The following is a 15,414-nucleotide window of genomic DNA, read 5'->3' as shown; positions in this document are numbered from 1 at the left end:
TGCGCTCAAACGCCGCGCGGGCTGGAATTTCGCTCCGCGAAATCCAGCCCCGCGCCGGCGGGGCTATCTGCCGGCGGGGCTGTAAATAGCCCGCCGGCGTTTGAGGCGCGGGGTCCGGGGGCGGAGGAGGTCCGTCGGGCTAACGGCAGATGGCCAGGGCGTCCAGGGCCACCGCCCCCTGGCCGCGGGGGAGGACCATCAGGGGGTTGATGTCCAGCTCCGAGAGGTCGTCGCCCAGTTCCAGCGCCATCCGCTGGACCCGCAGGACCACCTCCACCAGCGCGTCCACGTCCGCCGGCGGAGCCCCCCGTACGCCGTCCAGCAGCGCCGCCCCCCGCAGTTCGCGGAGCATCGTGCGGGCCTGGTCCTCCCCGAAGGGGGGTACGCGGACCGCCGCGTCGTGGAGGACCTCCACCAGGACGCCGCCCAGGCCCACGGTGACGGTGGGGCCGAAGAGGGGGTCCCGGGTGACGCCGACGACCATCTCGACGCCGCGTTCGACCATCTGGCAGACCAGGATCCCGTCCAGCGGGATGTTCTCGTAGCGGGCGATGTCCGTCAGCTCCCGGTACGCGTCGCGGATCTGGCTCGCCGAGGTGAGGCCGACCTTGACCAGGCCGAGTTCCGTCTTGTGGGCCAGCTGGGGGCCCGAGGCCTTCATGACCACCGGGTACCCGACCAGCCCGGCGGCGCGGACCGCCGCCGCGGCGCTGGTGACCAGCTGTTCGCGCGGGACGCGGATCCCGTAGGCGCGCAGCAGCTGCTTGGCGGCGTGTTCGCTCAGCTGCTGGCCGGGCCGCATCAGGGCCTGGGCCTTGCGGTGGGAGGGGGACGGGGTGCGGGGGGCCTCGTCGAAGGGGGAGCGGTAGGAGGCCGTGAAGCGGTGGTGGCCGAGGTAGGCGCGGACGGCGGTGATGCAGTTGCCGAAGGTGCGGAACGTGGCCACGCGGGAGGAGCCGAGGAGGGTCGAGCGGTAGGCCTCCTCGGTGCCGACGGGGGAGCCCCAGATGACGCAGACCAGCTTGTCGGTGGCTTCGGCGGCGTCGACCAGGTCCTGGGCCAGCTTGTCGCTCATCGGCGGGAAGGGGCCGGTGATCGGACAGATCAGGACGCCGACGGAGGGGTCGGCAAGGATCGCGTCGATGATCTTGCGGCCGCGCCAGTCGCCGACCGGGTGGCCGCCGTTGTCGACGGGGTTGGCGACGTTGAGGTAGGACGGGATCCACTGGTGGAGCTCGGCCTGTTTGGCCTCCGAGAGGGTGGGGAGGGTGAGGCCGGCTTCGGTGGCCAGGTCGGAGAAGTGGGCGCCGGTGCCGCCGGATATGGAGTAGACGACGACCCCCTCGGCCTGCGGGGGCCTGGCCCGGGCGAGGAGGGCGGCGGTGTCCTGGAGTTCGTCGAGGCCGTCGACGCGGATCACCCCGAACTGGCGCATGGCGGCGTCCACGACGGTGTCGGCGCCGGTCAGCTTGCCGGTGTGCGAGGCGGCCATACGGGCGCCGGTCTCGGTGCGGCCGACCTTGACGGCGACGACGGGGACCCCGTTGCGAGCGGCCCGGTCGGCGGCGAGGAGGAAGGAGCGGCCGTCCTTGAGGCCCTCGACGTAGCAGGCGATGGCCCCGACCTCGGGCCGTTCGGCGAAGTAGGAGATGAAGTCGGCGGTCTCCAGGTCGGCCTCGTTGCCCGTGGGCGCCCAGTGGGAGAGGCGGATGCCCAGCTCCTGGAGGGTGTAGACGGGGCGGCCCTGGTGGCCGGACTGGGTGATCAGGGCGATGGCCGGGCCGTCGAGGTCCTCGCGGAAGCTCTCGAAGGCGTTGAGGTTGGTGTTCGGGCCGAGCAGGCGCAGCCCCGAGCGCTGCACGGCGGCGGTCAGCCGGGCCTGGGCGGCGGCGCCGCTCTCGCCGGTCTCGGCGAAGCCGGAGGCGAAGGCGACCGCGAACTTGACCTTGGTGTCGGCGAGTTCCTCGATGACGGGGAGCGGGTCGGCGACGAGGAGGACGGCCAGGTCGACCTGTTCGGGCAGCTCGGCGACGGAGGCGTGGCACGGCAGTCCGAAGACGGAGGTCCGGGTGGGGTGCACGGGGTGGACGCGGGCGCCGACGCGCTCGGCCCAGGCGATCAGCTGCCGGGTGATGCCGGTGTTGGGCCGGCCCTCGGTGTCGGAGGCGCCGATGACGGCCACCGACTCCGGCCGGAAGAACCGGTCCAGATCGGGTACGTCGGAGTGCAGGGGCCGGCCGCTGACGTCCAGTTCGGCCGTGTCCCCGGCGGCCGGTGCCGCAGTGGAGTGGACGGCGGTCCTGGGGGTCTCCCCGCAGGCCTCGACCCGTGCGCGGAAGTCGGTGGTGAGGGTGCCGTGAGTAGATCCAAGCATCGCTTCGCCCGCCCTGCTCGATGAACCTCGATGGAGTCGTCGGTAGCTGACGTCATGTCAGATTACTGAACTGACGCGCCGTCAGGAACAGGGATGCGCCGGAAAGGTGGTGGAGGTGGTGTGCCTGAACCGTGGCAGAGGTGTTCGGGCGGCGTCCAGACCGGAACCGGCCGAGGGCCGGGCGTGACCGGGAAGGCCCACCGTGGCCGGAAGGCGGCTCGCGGGCCGGGTGCACGCGGAACGGGCTGGTATGACTGGGGCATGCAGGAAGAAATCGCACGCTCCGCGATCGACACGTTCATCTCGGCGTTCAACGCCCCGGACGACAGCCATGTGACCGCCCTGCTCTCCCAGGCCCTGACCTCGGACGTGGTCTTCTGGGGGCCGTTGGGTCGCAGCGAGGGGATCGCGGCGATCGAGCGGTTCGTGCTGGACATCCGGCGCCACCCGGCGGGGACCGGCACGATGGTGCGCTGCTCGGCGGTGGACATGCCGGACGAGTGGGCCCGGTACCAGTGGGTCTTCACCACGCCGGACGGAGGACCCCGCCTGGCGGGAACGGACGTCGTCCATCTGCGGCGGAGTCATCGTCTTCGCGGGCGAGATCGAACCGCGAACCCGGTGAACCTGGGCGCTCGCCGGACTAGTGAGCGAGGGCCTTCGCCACGCGGCGGGCGTCGCGGGCCAGTTCGCGGAACATGCCGCTGATGGGGTTGGTGTAGCCGGTGAAGTACAGGCCGGGCGCGTGGGGCGCGCTGCGGGGGCCGTGGACCCGGGGGCGGCCCCGGTCGTCCAGGACGTCCAGGTGGCCCACCAGTGCTTCGAGGCCGCGGCGGTAGCCCGTCGCGGCGATCACCGTGTCCGGGGTGATCTCCGTACCGTCGGCGAGGAGGACGCGGTCCCCGTCGAAGGAGGCCACGGCGGCCACGGGCTCCACCCGGCCGGCGCGGACCGCGTCGATCAGGCCCACGTCCTGCACCGGGATGGCCCCCTGCCGCGCCCTGCTGTACAGGCCGGGCGCGGGGCGCGGGAGCCCGTACGCGGACAGGTCCGGTACCGAGGCCTTCGCCACCAGCGCCCCGAGCCGGTCCACGAGCCGCACCGGCAGCCGCCGGACGAGGATCCCCGTGCGCTGCGCCGGCCAGCCCAGGGTCGAGCGGCGGACGATGTGCGGGGCGGTGCGCACCGCGAGCCGCACCCGGGCCGCGCCGCCCTCGGCGAGGTCCACGGCTATCTCCGCGCCGGTGTTGCCGACACCCACAACCAGCACGTCCCGGCCGGCGTAGGGGGAGGGCTCGCGGTAGCCGGAGGCGTGCAGCAGCCGCCCGGTGAAGGTGGCGGAGCCCGGCCAGTCCGGCAGGTGCGGGGTGTGGTTGAAGCCGGTGGCCACGACCACCGCTCCGGCCGCCAGGAGCCGTCCGCCGGAGGCGTGCAGGGTCCAGCCCTCCCCGTCGGCGGCCCGCTCGATCCGGGTGACCTCGACCCCGGTGACCAGCTCCAGCTCGTGGTACTCGGCGTACTTCTCCAGGTAGCGGACCACGTCGGCGCGGGCCACCCAGCGGCCGAAGCGGCGGGGCATGGCCAGGCCCGGCAGGGCCGACAGGCGGCGGGTGGTGTGCAGCCGCAGCCGCTCGTAGTGGCCGCGCCAGGAGGCGGCGACCGCGTCCGACTTCTCGACGACCACCGCGCGCACCCCGCGGGCGCGCAGCGCGGCGGCGACGGCGAGGCCGCCGGGGCCCGCGCCGATCACGTACACGGGGCGGGGCTGGGTGCTGGTCAGGTCGGGTGCGGATGCGGGCGCGGGCATGAGGAGTGAGCGTATCGACACACAGGGTTGATGGGTCTCGGTCGAGGAGGGAATCGATTGCGGATCGGTCACGGGGGCGGCGGGTGGGGGAGGGGGGTCCGGCGCGGCTCGGCCGCAGAGCGGGTGAAACCCTGACAAAGTGGGGCGTATCGGTGGTGGAGAGGAGTGCGTGATGTGGCAGCCCGACGGGTGGGACGTACGCGTCCGGATCGGTGTCCTCACCCCCCACGCCGACGTCGGCCCCGAGTCGGAGCTGCGCGCCATGGCCCCGGCCGGGGTGGGCCTGCACTACGCGCGGGTGCCGTTCGGCGCGATGGGGAGCGGCGGTGCGATGGAGCCCACCATCGCGCTGGCCGCCGTGCGGGCCTTCGCGGAGAACCCCCAGGTGGACCGGGCGGCCGAGCTGCTGGGGGCCGCGCCGGTGGCGGCGATCGGCTACGCCTTCACCAGCTCCTCGTACGTGACCGGCGCGCGGGGGGAGGCGTACCTGCTGGACCGGCTGCGCGAGCGCGCCCACGGGCTGCCGGTGGTCGCCCCCTGCGCCGCCGCCGTCGAGGCGCTGCGCAGCCTGGGGGTGGGGCGGATCGCGCTGGTCGACCCGCCGTGGTTCGACGAGACGCTGAACGAGCTGGGCCGCGGCTACTACGAGGAGGCCGGGTTCGAGGTTCCGTACGCCGCGCCCTGCGGGCTGCCCAGCGGGCAGACGCTGATCACACCGGAGGACCTGCACGCCTGGGTGGCGGGCGTCGTCGGCGACGCGGCCGAGGCGGTCGTGATCGGCGGGAACGGCTTCCGCGCGGTCGGCGTGATCCAGGCCCTGGAGGCCACCCTCGGGCGCCCGGTGCTGACCGCGAACCAGGTCCTGCTGTGGTCCGCCCTGCGGGCGGCGGGTGCGGGGGCGGACGGGGTCGAGGGGTACGGGCGGCTGTTCACGGAGGCCGTCTGAGGCCTTGCGGGATCGGTGCCGATCCGCTGAACTGACGTACCGTCAGATCGAGTGGAGGGTGGCGGTCCATGCAGACCATCTGGATCGGCGGGGCCGAATGGCTCGCCGTGCTGCGCATAGGCCTCGGCCTGTGGTGGCTGGAGAGCTGGCGGCACAAGGACAAGAAGGGCTGGTTCGAGCGCGGCACCGGCATATCCTGGGCCGCCGACGTCGCCGGAAAGCACCGGTGGTCCTTCGTCAGGAGCGGCTTCGCGTCGGTGGTCCAGCCGCGGCCGCGGCTGATGGCGTACGTCGTCGTCTACGCGGAACTCGCGCTGGGGCTGGGCCTGGTGCTCGGGTTCCTGACCCCCGTCGCCCTGCTCGGCGGGCTGCTGCTGAACCTGCTCTACCTGGTGCTGATGATCCACGACTGGGCCGAGCAGGGGCAGAACGCGATGATGGCGCTGATCTCCGGCGTCGCGTTCTTCGCCATGGCCTGGCAGACCTGGTCCCTCGACGCCTTGATCGGACTCTTCCTGTGAGCGCCGTACGGTACGACCTCCCCGAGGCCGACGATTTCACCCGCCCCTACTGGGACGCCGCCGCCGAAGGCCGGCTGCTGCTGAGGCGCTGCGCCGACTGCGGGCGCGCCCACCACTACCCGCGCGAGTTCTGCCCCTTCTGCTGGGCCGGCGAGGACCGGGTCGGCTGGGAGGAGGCGAGCGGCCGCGCCACCCTCTACACCTGGTCGGTGATCCACCGCAACGACCTGCCGCCCTTCGGCGGACGGGTCCCGTACGCGGCCGCCGTCGTGGACCTGGAGGAGGGGCCCCGGATGATGACCGAGGTGGTCGGCTGCCCGGAGGGCGAGCTGCGCATCGGCATGCCGCTGCGGGTCACCTTCCGGGAGGCGGCCGAGGGGGTGTGGGTGGCGGTGTTCCGCCCCTGAGCGGCCGGGGCGGGGCTCAGGGCCAGAGCAGCTCGCGGGTCCAGCCGCTTCCTTCCGCGCGGCGGTAGCGCAGGCGGACGTGGCGGCGGGCGGCGTCGCCCTGGAAGAACTCCGCCTCCAGCGGCTCCAGTACGTACCGGGTCCACGTCGGCGCCGGGGCGTCGGGCTCCGCGCCCGCCCGCTCCCAGGCCGCCGCCGAGGCCTCCGCCAGCTCCTCCCGGGAGCCCAGCACCTCGCTCTGCCGGCCCGTCAGCGCGGCCGCCAGCGCACCCCGCGAGCGGACCGCCAGGTCCGCCCGGCTCTCCCGCTCCCCGCACGCGGTCACCCGGCCCCGGACGCGGACCTGCCGCCCCACCGCCGGCCAGTAGAAGACCAGCGCCGCTTCCGGCCCCCCGGCCAGCTGGCGGCCCTTGGCGCTGGTGGCGTGCGAGGCGAAGTGCCAGCCACGCGCGTCCGCGTCGTGCAGCATCAGGATCCGCGCGTCGGGCCGGCCGTCGGCGTCCACCGTGGCCAGGCTCATCGTGTGGGGCTCCACCTGCCCCGCCCGGGCGGCGTGCACGAACCACTCCCGGAACAGCTCCAGGGGTTCGGCGGGCGCCGAGGCCGGGTCGAAGGAGGGCAAGGCGGTGTCCCAGACGCGCAGGGAGTGCAGGACCTCGTGGAACTCGGAGTCGCCGGTCATACGGCCAGGCTAACGGCGGCCCGCCCCGCACTAGGGTTCCGGTCATGGACCCGCACCGAGCCACGGCACGCACGCCGGTCGCCGCGGCCGCCGCCGTGGCGACCGCGGCCGTTGCCGCCGCCCTCGCCGCCGCGCACTACGACCGGCCCGGCGGCCCGGACCTCGCGGCCGAGCTGAACCACCCCGTGCTCCTCGCCGCCCTGGCCGCCCTCGCCCTCACCGGGGCCGCCCTCCTCACCTCCCGTCGCCCGGCGGCGCGCAAGGCCGCCGGCCTCGGCCTCGCGGGGGCGGTCATGTGCGGGGTCCTGGCGGTACCGGCGTACGGGGTCGCGGCCGACCCCTTCCCCGACCGGGAGTGGGACGTCCCCGCCCCGGACGGCTCGGGCCGCCGCCTGGTGGTGGAACGGGACCTCGGGCTGGGCGACCCGGCCTGGAGCGTCCACATCGTCACCGGCACCTTCCCCACGGCCCGCCGCTGGCCGGTGGCCTCGTACACCCCCGGCCACCCCAGGGGCGTCCTCCAGGCGGAATGGCGGGACCCGTCCCACATCCGCCTGATCGACCTCGACCACACCCACCACGACCTGCGCGTGGCCCCGAACGGCCGGCCCCTGGACGCGCTGGACTGGTAGCGGGCCGGCCCCAACTCCCCAGAACCGGCGAAAAGAATTCGGCGTCCGACATCGGCCCGGGCCGGTTGCCGGTCGCCACGGGCGGCAGGAGACTGGTGATATCAGCGTGTCGCCACAGCTCGCCACAGCCGGAACGAAGGGCTGGCAGGCGCCGAACGCGTTTTCCCGCTGCCTTCACATCCGCGGGCCCCCGCTGTTCCCGCCTTCGCTGCCGGCGGCATCCGACACCCACATCGTCCCATCGAATGATGAATTGTCAAATGGTGAATTCTTAACCGACGATCCCATTCACGGTCCTCTCGCCCCGGAGGTGTCTTATGAGGACCCGCCCGATCAACTGCATCATCCCCCCGTACATCCTCGACAAGCTATTGGAAAGCCCGGACAGTGACATACGCCAGGCGGCCTTGGACACTCTGCTGACCACCGCGCGCCTGCGGGGTGAGCGTGCGGTCCGTGCGTCCATCGCCGGCGCGGCCGCCACCCCCGGTGACGGCCGGCGCACCGTCTTCGACTGCGACGGGGCGGCCTCCCTCCGCGGGGCCGCCCTGGCCAGGACGGAGGACGGACCGGCGTCCTCGGACACGGCGGTCAATCAGGCGTTCGACGGACTGGGCGTGATCCGCGATTTCTACCAGGAGGTCTTCCACCGCAATTCCATCGACGACCAGGGCATGCGCCTGGACGGATACGTCCACTTCGACGTGCAGTTCAACAACGCGTTCTGGGACGGGCAGCAAATGGTCTTCGGTGACGGAGACGGACAGGAGTTCAGCAACCTCGCGGGATCCCTCGACGTGAACGGCCACGAAGTGACGCACGGCGTCACCGAGAACACCGCCGGACTGGAGTACCACAACCAGTCCGGGGCCCTGAACGAGTCGATTTCCGACGTCTTCGGTTCACTGGTCAAGCAGTGGAAGCTGAAGCAGACGGCCGAGGAGGCGGACTGGCAGATCGGGGCCGACGTATGGACCCCGGGGATCACCGGCGACGCCCTGCGGTCCCTGAAGGCGCCGGGGCAGGCGTACAACAATCCGCAGTTCGGGAAGGACCCCCAGCCCGACCGCATGAGCAAGTTCATCCACCTGCCCGACACCCCCAGAGGGGACTCCGGCGGGGTGCACATCAACTCCGGCATCCCGAACAAGGCGTTCTACCTGGCGGCGGTGGGCATCGGCGGATTCGCCTGGGAGGGCGCCGGACGCATCTGGTACGACGCGCTCCGGGCGTCGACCGCCGACGCCACCTTCCAGGACTTCGCGGACACCACCTACCAGAAGGCCGGGGACCTGTTCGGCGTCGGCAGCTCCGAGCAGGCGGCCGTGCTGGCGGCGTGGGCAGGCGTGGAGGTCCAGATCAGCGGCGTCCCGAAGGCCCGCGCCTTCGCGGTCAGCGGCAACGGCGCCGTCGGCCGGGAGGACGGCCTGGCGGCCCTGTCCCGGCAGCTCGGGGAGCTGAACGCCAAGGTGTCGGGACTGGCCAGGGACATCGCCGCTCTGAAGGGCAGCACGTGAAGGTGACCCTGGAGACGTACGGAGGGCTGGCGGCGGCGGTCCGCCGCCGGCCCCAGACCCTGGACACGTCCACCCTCCCCGAGACCGACGCGGCGGAACTGACCCGGCTGGTGACCACGGCCGAGGCGACGCCCCCTCCCACCGGCTCCGATGGCCTCGCCAGGGACGCCATGACCTACGCGATCACCGTGGAGGACAACGGCGGCACCACGGTCCTCGAACAGTCGGACCCCACCATGACCCCCGCCTTCGCGGCCTTGCTGAGGTGGCTCAAGACCCACTCCGCCCCGCGGTGAAGGCGGCACCAGGCCTACACCGGTGATCCATTGCTTCCGGTGGGCAGCCACCCGACCGGCCAAGATCTCATCGAGGGGGGAGATGGCGGGCCCTCACCCCCGCCCCAGCAGCAGCGTGCCCGATGAGCAGAACCATCCGCCGGTACCCGAGGCCAGGGCGATCTCCGGGAGGCCGGTGCCGCCGCGCTTGGTGACCTGGCGGCCGGGTCCCGCCTCGCCGCGGAGCTGGCGGACGGCCTCGACCAGGAGGAACAGTCCGCGCATGCCCGGATGGCAGGCCGACAGGCCGCCGCCGTCGGTGTTGACCGGGAGTTCCCCGTCCCGCAGCAGGCGGCCCTTCTCCACGAAGGCCCCGCCCTCCCCCTTGGCGCAGAAGCCGAGGTCCTCCAGCGTCACCAGGGTCATGTACGTGAAGGCGTCGTAGATCTCGGCGAGGTCCACGTCCGCCGGGGTGAGTCCGGCCCGGGCGAAGGCCTGCCGGCCGGAGACGGCGGCGGGGGAGACCGTGAAGTCCTCCCACTCCGACATCGTCGTGTGCGAGACGGACGTGCCCGTGCCCAGGATCCACACGGGGGTCTTGGCGCTGTCCGGGACGTACTCCTCCGCCGCCAGGAGCACCGCGCAGCCGCCGTCGGAGCGGATGCAGCAGTGCAGCTTGGTGAAGGGGTCGGCGATCGGCTCCGAGGCCAGGACGTCCTCGACGGTGATCGGGTCGCGGAACATCGCCTCCGGGTTGGTGGCGGCGTTCGCCCGGGCCTGGACGGCCACCGAGGCGAGCTGCTCCAGCGTCGTGCCGTACTCGTGCATGTGCCGGCGCGCGGCCATCGCGTACTTCGCCACCAGGGTGTGCCCGTACGGCACCTCGAACTGGAGCGGCCCCCGCGACCCGAACGACAGGTTCGACGTGCGCCGCCGGGCCTTGATGTCGGCGCGGGCCGTCGAGCCGTAGACCAGCAGGACGGCGTTGGCGTGGCCGGCGGCGATGGCGTCGGCGGCGTGGGCGGCCATGACCTCCCACGTGGAACCGCCGACGGACGTCGAGTCGACCCAGGTGGGCCGCAGGCCGAGGTACTCGGCCACCTCCACCGGGGCCAGGACGCCGAGACCGGCCGAGGCGAAGCCGTCGATGACGGAGCGGTCCAGGCCGGAGTCGGCCAGCGCCCGCCGGGCGGCCTGCGCGTGCAGGGCGTACGGGGTCGGGCCGTCCACCCGGCCGCAGTCCGAGAGGGCGACGCCGACCACCGCGACCCGGCGGCGGGGGGCGGGAAGGGACGGGGACACGGGCGGTACGGACAAGGGTCCAGGCATGGGAGGACGGTACATCTGACGTACCGTCAGAAGGAACCCCGTCGCCCCGCGCCGGCCCCTTTCGTCGAGCCCGGGGCCGGCCCTCAAAGCCCGCCCCCCGCCCCCTGGGCATCTCGTCTCCGCCGCTCTAACATGACGGCCCGTCAGAAACGGGGAGGAGCCCGACGATGGACGCCGCCTTCACTGCGGAGCAGGACGAGATGCGCCGCACCCTGCGCGAGATCCTGGGCAAACGCTGCGGCCCGGACGAGGTCAAGACCGCCGCCCGGACCGACGCCGGACACGATCCCGAGCTGTGGCAGCAGCTCTCCCGGCAGCTCGGCCTGCCCGGCCTCGCCATCGCCGAGGAGTACGGCGGCGTCGGCTGCACCCCCGCCGACCTGGCGCTGGCCTGCGAAGAGACCGGGCGCGTGCTGCTGCCCTCGCCCCTGCTGGCCACCGCCGCCCTCGCGGCCCCGCTGATCGGCGCCCTCGGCACCGCCGCCCAGCGCGCCGCCCTGCTGCCCGCCCTCGCCGCCGGGGAGCTGACCGCGGCGCTCGCCGTTCCCGGCCCCGCCCTGGCCACCGCCCTCGCCCTGACCGGCGAGAACACCCCCGGCGACTGGGCGGGCGGGGGCCGCGCGGGCGGGGTGCAGGCGCGCGCCGGCGCCGACGGCTGGCGGCTCTACGGGGAGGTCGCCCAGGTCCTCGACGGGCACGGCGCGGGCCTGCTCCTCGTCGCCGCGCACACCGGCGGCTTCGCCCGGGCCCGGACCCTGCTGTTCCTCGTGCGGGGGGACGCGCCCGGCCTCGTACGGGACCGGCAGGCCACCCTCGACGAGACCCGCCCGCAGGGTCGGATCCAACTCCGGGACGTGCAAGCCGAATTGCTGGGCGAGAGCGAGGGCCATGACACGGGGGAGGCCGGGCCGCTCCCCGCCCTGGCCGCCACCGGCCTGTTCGCCGCCACCGTCCTCGCCGCCGAGGCCGTCGGCGCGGCCGGGCAGGCGCTGGCCCGCACCGTGGACCACGTATGCCGACGGGAGCAGTTCGGCCGGCCCATCGGCTCCTTCCAGGCGGTCAAGCACCGCCTCGCCGACCTGTACGTCCAGGTCCAGGCCGCCCGCTCAGCCGCCTACTACGCCGCCTGGGACCCCGAGCAGGGCCCCCTCGCCCTCGCCCAGGCCCTGGAGGCGCTTCGGACCACCTCGGGGGAGGCCATCCAGCTCCACGGCGGCATCGGCTTCACCTGGGAGCACGACGCCCACCTCTACTTCAAACGGGCGGCCGCCGACGAGCTGCTCTTCGGCCCGGTCCACCGGCTCCGCGCGCACGCCGCGCGGCGGGCCGGCCTCTTCGCCGCGGCCGGCCCGGTGACCTCCGACCCCTCCGCGACTCCCCAGAAGGCGGCCGTCTGATGGCTTCCGGTGCGACCCTCCCCGTCAAACTCATCCAGAAGGTCTCCTCCACCCTCCTCTTCGCCCGGATCGCACCGCACTTCATCCCCGCCATGGACAAGGCGGTCCACCGCCTGACCGGCGGAAAGGTGCTGCTCAGCGCCCGGATGCTGCCGGGGGTGATCCTCACCGCCAGGGGTGCGAGGAGCGGCGAGCCGCGCACCACCCCGCTCGCGTGCATGCCGGAGGACGGAGGCGCGAGCTGGCTGCTGATCGGGTCCAACTTCGGCCGCCCCGGCCACCCGGCCTGGACCGGGAACCTGCTCAAGAACCCGGACGCGGACGTGAACTGGCAGGGGCGGGACATCCCGGTACGGGCCCGCCTGCTGGCGGGGGCCGAACGGGCGGAGGCGTGGCAGGCGGTACTGCGGTTCTGGCCGCCGTACGCGACGTACCAGGCGCGCATCGAGCGCGAGATCAGGCTGTTCCGCCTCGAGCGACGCTGATCGCGGACGCGGACGCGGACGCGGGAACGGGCGCGCGGAGGACGGCGTCGAGAACCTCGTCGAGAACCTCGTCGAGGACGGCTTCGAGGACGGCTTCGAGGACGGCGGACCCCCCGGAGGGGTCCGCCGTCACCTGGTCGGCTTCTTGCCGGTGACGCCCAGGTGCACGAGCAGTGCCAGATTGGGCCTGAGCTCCGCCTGCTTGACGCCCCAGGTCTGGAAGCCCTTCTGGTGCGAGGCGACCGCGGCCAGCATCGCCACCAGTGAGCCGGCCATCGCCGCCGGGCTGAGGTCCTTGTCCACCTTGCCCTTGGCCTGGAGCTCCTTCATCGACTCCGTAAGGGAGTTGGTGACGGAGTTCAGGATCTTCATGCGGATCTTGTAGAACCGCTTGTCGCCCTCGGCCGCGCCGAGGTCGACCACGCGCAGGATCGCGTCGTTGCGGCGCCAGAAGTCCAGGAATCCGTCCACGAGTTCCTCGGCGGCTGCCCAGCCCGCCTTGCCGACCCAGTTGCGTCCCTCGACGAGCGCCGTCAACTGGGCGCCCTCCGTGGCCATTTCCTCGGCGATCTCCAGGACGGCACCCTCGACGTCCGGGAAGTACTGGTAGAAGGTGGCGGGGCTGGTACCGGCCTTGCGCGCGACATCGATCACCTTGACGTCGCGGTACGGCGAGGAGCTGAGCATCTCGCTGAGGCAGTCGAGCAGCTTCTGCCGCGTCGCCTGGCCGCGCCGGCCGGCGACACGCCCGTCGACGGTGCGTACTTGTCCTGTCATGCCGTCAGCTTACCGAGGGGGCTCCGGCGCGCTATTCGGCCGCCTGCAAATGGGGTTACGACCCCGCCGACCAGCCAGGAAAGCGTTGCGGGAGGTCCCGGGGCGGCGGATTTCAGCCGAATTGCGACACTGGATGCGGAGGCCGGTGCGGAGGCCGGTGCGGCCGCCCGCGTGGCCGGCGCACCCCGCTCCGGATCGCCCCGTATCCCCCGAATAGTCTTGTCAACAGGGTGTGGACAACCTTTCGGGCGGACCATGTCCATCAGGGACAGACCCAGCGCAACCGGAAGGAACCTCCCCATGGTCGCATTCGCGGAAGGCTCCCCCTGCTGGGTCGACGCCTCGCTCCCCGACGTCGAGGCGGGCAAGCGCTTCTACGGCGAGCTCTTCGGGTGGACCTTCGGCGACAGCGCGGGACCCGAGTACGGCGGCTACACGCAGGCCTACAGCCGCGGCCGCAACGTCGCCGCCCTCGCCCCCAAGCCCGACGGCCGCATGCCCACCGTCTGGGGCGTCTACCTCTACACCTCCGACGCCTACGCCTGCGCGGCCCGCATCCGCGCCGCCGGCGGCCAGATGGTGATGGACCCCCAGCCCGTCGGCCCCTACGGCACCGCCGCCATGGCCGCCGACCCGGGAGGCGCCGTCTTCGGGCTCTGGCAGCCCGGCACCCACCACGGGTTCGAGGCCCAGGGCGAGCCGTACGCCTACTGCTGGGCCGAGCTCTACACCCGCGCCCGCGACGCGGTCGACGTGTTCTACGCCACCGTCTTCGGCTACGTCCCCGAGGACCAGTACGACCCCGACGACCCCGGCGCCGCCGCGGGCAGCCCCACCGCCGCCGAGTACCGGCTGTGGTCCCCGCCCGGCAGCGCGCCCGGCGCCGCCACCGCCGTCCTGGGCCGCAGCCTGATCACCGACGCCTTCCCGGAGATCATGCCCGCCCATTTCCTGGCCTACTTCGCCGTCCCCGACTGCGACGCGAGCGTGGCCACGGTGCAGCGCCTCGGCGGGCGGGTGACCGCCGATCCGTTCGACACGCCGTACGGCCGGATCGCCGTCGTCGCCGACAATCAGGGGGCCGTCTTCGCCCTCCTGTCGGAGCCGCGCGCGAACGCGGACCCGGAGCCGGGGCCGGACCAGGCGCGGGCCTGACAGAATCGGGATTGCGCGACTCCTGGCCACGGGCCCGGAGTCGGTCGCCGCACGCGGCGGAACGGCATCCGTTCCGCCGGTGGTGCCGTACGGGACGCCGGGCGGCCGGACGCGGTGCCGGTGCGCGCGCTGGCGGACGCGCCGGTAAAGAGCGGGCCCGGGCAGAGGGCCCGTACGGGGAGGTGTGGAGGCGAGTGGTGGAGCAGCTGACGCAGCACGACCCGAGACGGATCGGCCCCTTCGAGGTGCTGGGACGGCTCGGCGCCGGCGGCATGGGGCTGGTCTATCTCGCGCGGTCGGCGTCCGGTCGGCGGGTCGCGATCAAGACGGTGCGGACCGAGCTCGCCGAGGACCAGCTCTTCCGCGTGCGGTTCACGCGCGAGGTGGAGGCGGCGCGCGCGGTGTCCGGTTTCTACACCGCGGCCGTGGTCGACGCCGATCCGCGCGCCGCCGTGCCGTGGCTGGCGACCGCGTACGTGCCGGCGCCCTCGCTGGAGGAGATCGTCAACGAGTGCGGGCCGATGCCCGTGCAGGCCGTACGGTGGCTCGCGGCCGGCATCGCCGAGGCCCTGCAGTCCATCCACGGGGCGGGCCTGGTCCACCGCGACCTGAAGCCGTCGAACGTGCTGGTCGTCGAGGACGGGCCGCGCGTGATCGACTTCGGCATCGCGAGCGGCGTGTCCAACACGCGGCTCACGATGACGAACGTGGCCGTCGGCACCCCCGCCTACATGTCGCCGGAGCAGGCGAAGGACTCGCGCAGCGTCAAGGGCGCCAGCGACGTGTTCTCGCTGGGCTCCACCCTCGTCTTCGCCGCCACCGGCCACCCGCCGTACCACGGGGCGAACCCGGTCGAGACGGTGTTCATGCTGCTGCGCGAGGGCCCCAACCTCGACGGGCTCCCGGACGAGCTGCGGCCGCTGATCGACTCCTGCATGCAGATGGACGCCACCCAGCGCCCGACCCCCGCCGACCTTCAGGCGCAGCTCGCCCCGCACCTCTTCGACGGCGGCGACGACAGCGGGACGGCCTCGGCCTGGCTCCCGGCGCGGGCCGTCGCGATGATCGAGGCCCGGCGCGCGGGGCACCGTACGCCGGTCCCCGGAGTCC

General features: G+C 73.3%; 16 protein-coding genes and 1 pseudogene. 11 read left to right on the top strand and 6 right to left on the bottom strand.

What is annotated here, in order from left to right:
• Positions 1 to 139: 139 nt before the first annotated feature.
• The gene (locus VR44_RS15710; RefSeq protein WP_045948112.1) at positions 140 to 2,374 is read right to left on the bottom strand and encodes an acetate--CoA ligase family protein; all 2,235 of its coding nucleotides are present in this window, start codon (positions 2,372 to 2,374) and stop codon (positions 140 to 142) included.
• Positions 2,375 to 2,635: 261 nt separating this feature from the next.
• On the opposite strand from VR44_RS15710, the pseudogene VR44_RS42620 reads away from it, so the two are divergent.
• Positions 2,636 to 2,999: pseudogene (locus VR44_RS42620) on the top strand (nuclear transport factor 2 family protein).
• Between the two features lie 18 nt (positions 3,000 to 3,017).
• On the opposite strand, the gene VR44_RS15705 reads toward VR44_RS42620, so the two are convergent.
• Positions 3,018 to 4,181 (bottom strand): flavin-containing monooxygenase, encoded by a 1,164-nt coding sequence (locus tag VR44_RS15705; protein ID WP_045948111.1) that lies wholly within the window; start codon positions 4,179 to 4,181, stop codon positions 3,018 to 3,020.
• A gap of 172 nt (positions 4,182 to 4,353) precedes the next feature.
• Between VR44_RS15705 and VR44_RS15700 the strand changes: the two genes are divergently transcribed.
• The 3 genes from VR44_RS15700 to VR44_RS15690 all read left to right on the top strand — a co-directional run bounded on the left by VR44_RS15700 (position 4,354) and on the right by VR44_RS15690 (position 6,055).
• Positions 4,354 to 5,127, top strand: coding sequence for a maleate cis-trans isomerase family protein (locus VR44_RS15700; RefSeq protein WP_045948110.1), 774 nt, complete (start codon positions 4,354 to 4,356; stop codon positions 5,125 to 5,127).
• A gap of 68 nt (positions 5,128 to 5,195) precedes the next feature.
• On the top strand, positions 5,196 to 5,648 hold the full coding sequence (locus tag VR44_RS15695; RefSeq protein ID WP_045948109.1) for a DoxX family membrane protein: 453 nt from the start codon (positions 5,196 to 5,198) through the stop codon (positions 5,646 to 5,648).
• The gene (locus VR44_RS15690) at positions 5,645 to 6,055 is read left to right on the top strand and encodes a Zn-ribbon domain-containing OB-fold protein (protein WP_045948108.1); all 411 of its coding nucleotides are present in this window, start codon (positions 5,645 to 5,647) and stop codon (positions 6,053 to 6,055) included. The genes VR44_RS15695 and VR44_RS15690 overlap by 4 nt, the downstream gene beginning before the upstream one ends.
• Positions 6,056 to 6,071: 16 nt before the next feature.
• On the opposite strand, the gene VR44_RS15685 is transcribed toward VR44_RS15690, so the two are convergent.
• Complete coding sequence (locus VR44_RS15685) at positions 6,072 to 6,737, bottom strand: pyridoxine/pyridoxamine 5'-phosphate oxidase (RefSeq protein ID WP_045948107.1); 666 nt, start codon at positions 6,735 to 6,737, stop codon at positions 6,072 to 6,074.
• 44 nt (positions 6,738 to 6,781) lie between these two features.
• On the opposite strand from VR44_RS15685, the gene VR44_RS48420 reads away from it, so the two are divergent.
• The 3 genes from VR44_RS48420 to VR44_RS15670 all read left to right on the top strand — a co-directional run bounded on the left by VR44_RS48420 (position 6,782) and on the right by VR44_RS15670 (position 9,182).
• Positions 6,782 to 7,369, top strand: a complete 588-nt coding sequence (locus VR44_RS48420) for a hypothetical protein (RefSeq protein WP_045948106.1) — start codon at positions 6,782 to 6,784, stop codon at positions 7,367 to 7,369.
• A gap of 407 nt (positions 7,370 to 7,776) precedes the next feature.
• Positions 7,777 to 8,886, top strand: coding sequence for a M4 family metallopeptidase (locus tag VR44_RS15675; protein WP_342669337.1), 1,110 nt, complete (start codon positions 7,777 to 7,779; stop codon positions 8,884 to 8,886).
• Positions 8,883 to 9,182, top strand: coding sequence for a protealysin inhibitor emfourin (locus VR44_RS15670; RefSeq protein WP_045948104.1), 300 nt, complete (start codon positions 8,883 to 8,885; stop codon positions 9,180 to 9,182). The genes VR44_RS15675 and VR44_RS15670 overlap by 4 nt, the downstream gene beginning before the upstream one ends.
• A gap of 93 nt (positions 9,183 to 9,275) precedes the next feature.
• On the opposite strand, the gene VR44_RS15665 is transcribed toward VR44_RS15670, so the two are convergent.
• The gene (locus VR44_RS15665; protein WP_045948103.1) at positions 9,276 to 10,490 is read right to left on the bottom strand and encodes a thiolase C-terminal domain-containing protein; all 1,215 of its coding nucleotides are present in this window, start codon (positions 10,488 to 10,490) and stop codon (positions 9,276 to 9,278) included.
• A 167-nt stretch (positions 10,491 to 10,657) separates the two neighbouring features.
• On the opposite strand from VR44_RS15665, the gene VR44_RS15660 reads away from it, so the two are divergent.
• Positions 10,658 to 11,887 (top strand): acyl-CoA dehydrogenase family protein, encoded by a 1,230-nt coding sequence (locus tag VR44_RS15660; RefSeq protein ID WP_045948102.1) that lies wholly within the window; start codon positions 10,658 to 10,660, stop codon positions 11,885 to 11,887.
• The gene (locus VR44_RS15655; protein ID WP_045948101.1) at positions 11,887 to 12,372 is read left to right on the top strand and encodes a nitroreductase family deazaflavin-dependent oxidoreductase; all 486 of its coding nucleotides are present in this window, start codon (positions 11,887 to 11,889) and stop codon (positions 12,370 to 12,372) included. Before VR44_RS15660 ends, VR44_RS15655 begins: the two co-directional genes overlap by 1 nt.
• Here VR44_RS15655 and VR44_RS45010 read toward each other — a convergent pair.
• Positions 12,344 to 12,505 (bottom strand): hypothetical protein, encoded by a 162-nt coding sequence (locus VR44_RS45010; protein ID WP_157880311.1) that lies wholly within the window; start codon positions 12,503 to 12,505, stop codon positions 12,344 to 12,346. The two genes, VR44_RS15655 and VR44_RS45010, sit on opposite strands and share 29 nt — an antisense overlap.
• Positions 12,502 to 13,149: a TetR family transcriptional regulator gene (locus VR44_RS15650; protein ID WP_045948100.1), complete on the bottom strand. Its 648-nt coding sequence runs from the start codon at positions 13,147 to 13,149 to the stop codon at positions 12,502 to 12,504. The genes VR44_RS45010 and VR44_RS15650 overlap by 4 nt, the downstream gene beginning before the upstream one ends.
• Before the next feature lie 300 nt (positions 13,150 to 13,449).
• On the opposite strand from VR44_RS15650, the gene VR44_RS15645 reads away from it, so the two are divergent.
• Both VR44_RS15645 and VR44_RS15640 read left to right on the top strand, forming a co-directional pair.
• On the top strand, positions 13,450 to 14,304 hold the full coding sequence (locus VR44_RS15645) for a VOC family protein (protein ID WP_045948099.1): 855 nt from the start codon (positions 13,450 to 13,452) through the stop codon (positions 14,302 to 14,304).
• A 194-nt stretch (positions 14,305 to 14,498) separates the two neighbouring features.
• The coding region (locus VR44_RS15640; protein ID WP_045948113.1) for a serine/threonine-protein kinase at positions 14,499 to 15,414 on the top strand (916 nt) is incomplete at its 3' end.

This window comes from Streptomyces katrae, from assembly GCF_000966975.1.
In the GTDB taxonomy this organism is placed as follows: Bacteria; Actinomycetota; Actinomycetes; order Streptomycetales; family Streptomycetaceae; genus Streptomyces; species Streptomyces katrae.
This window is presented reverse-complemented; position numbering and strand designations above follow the sequence as displayed.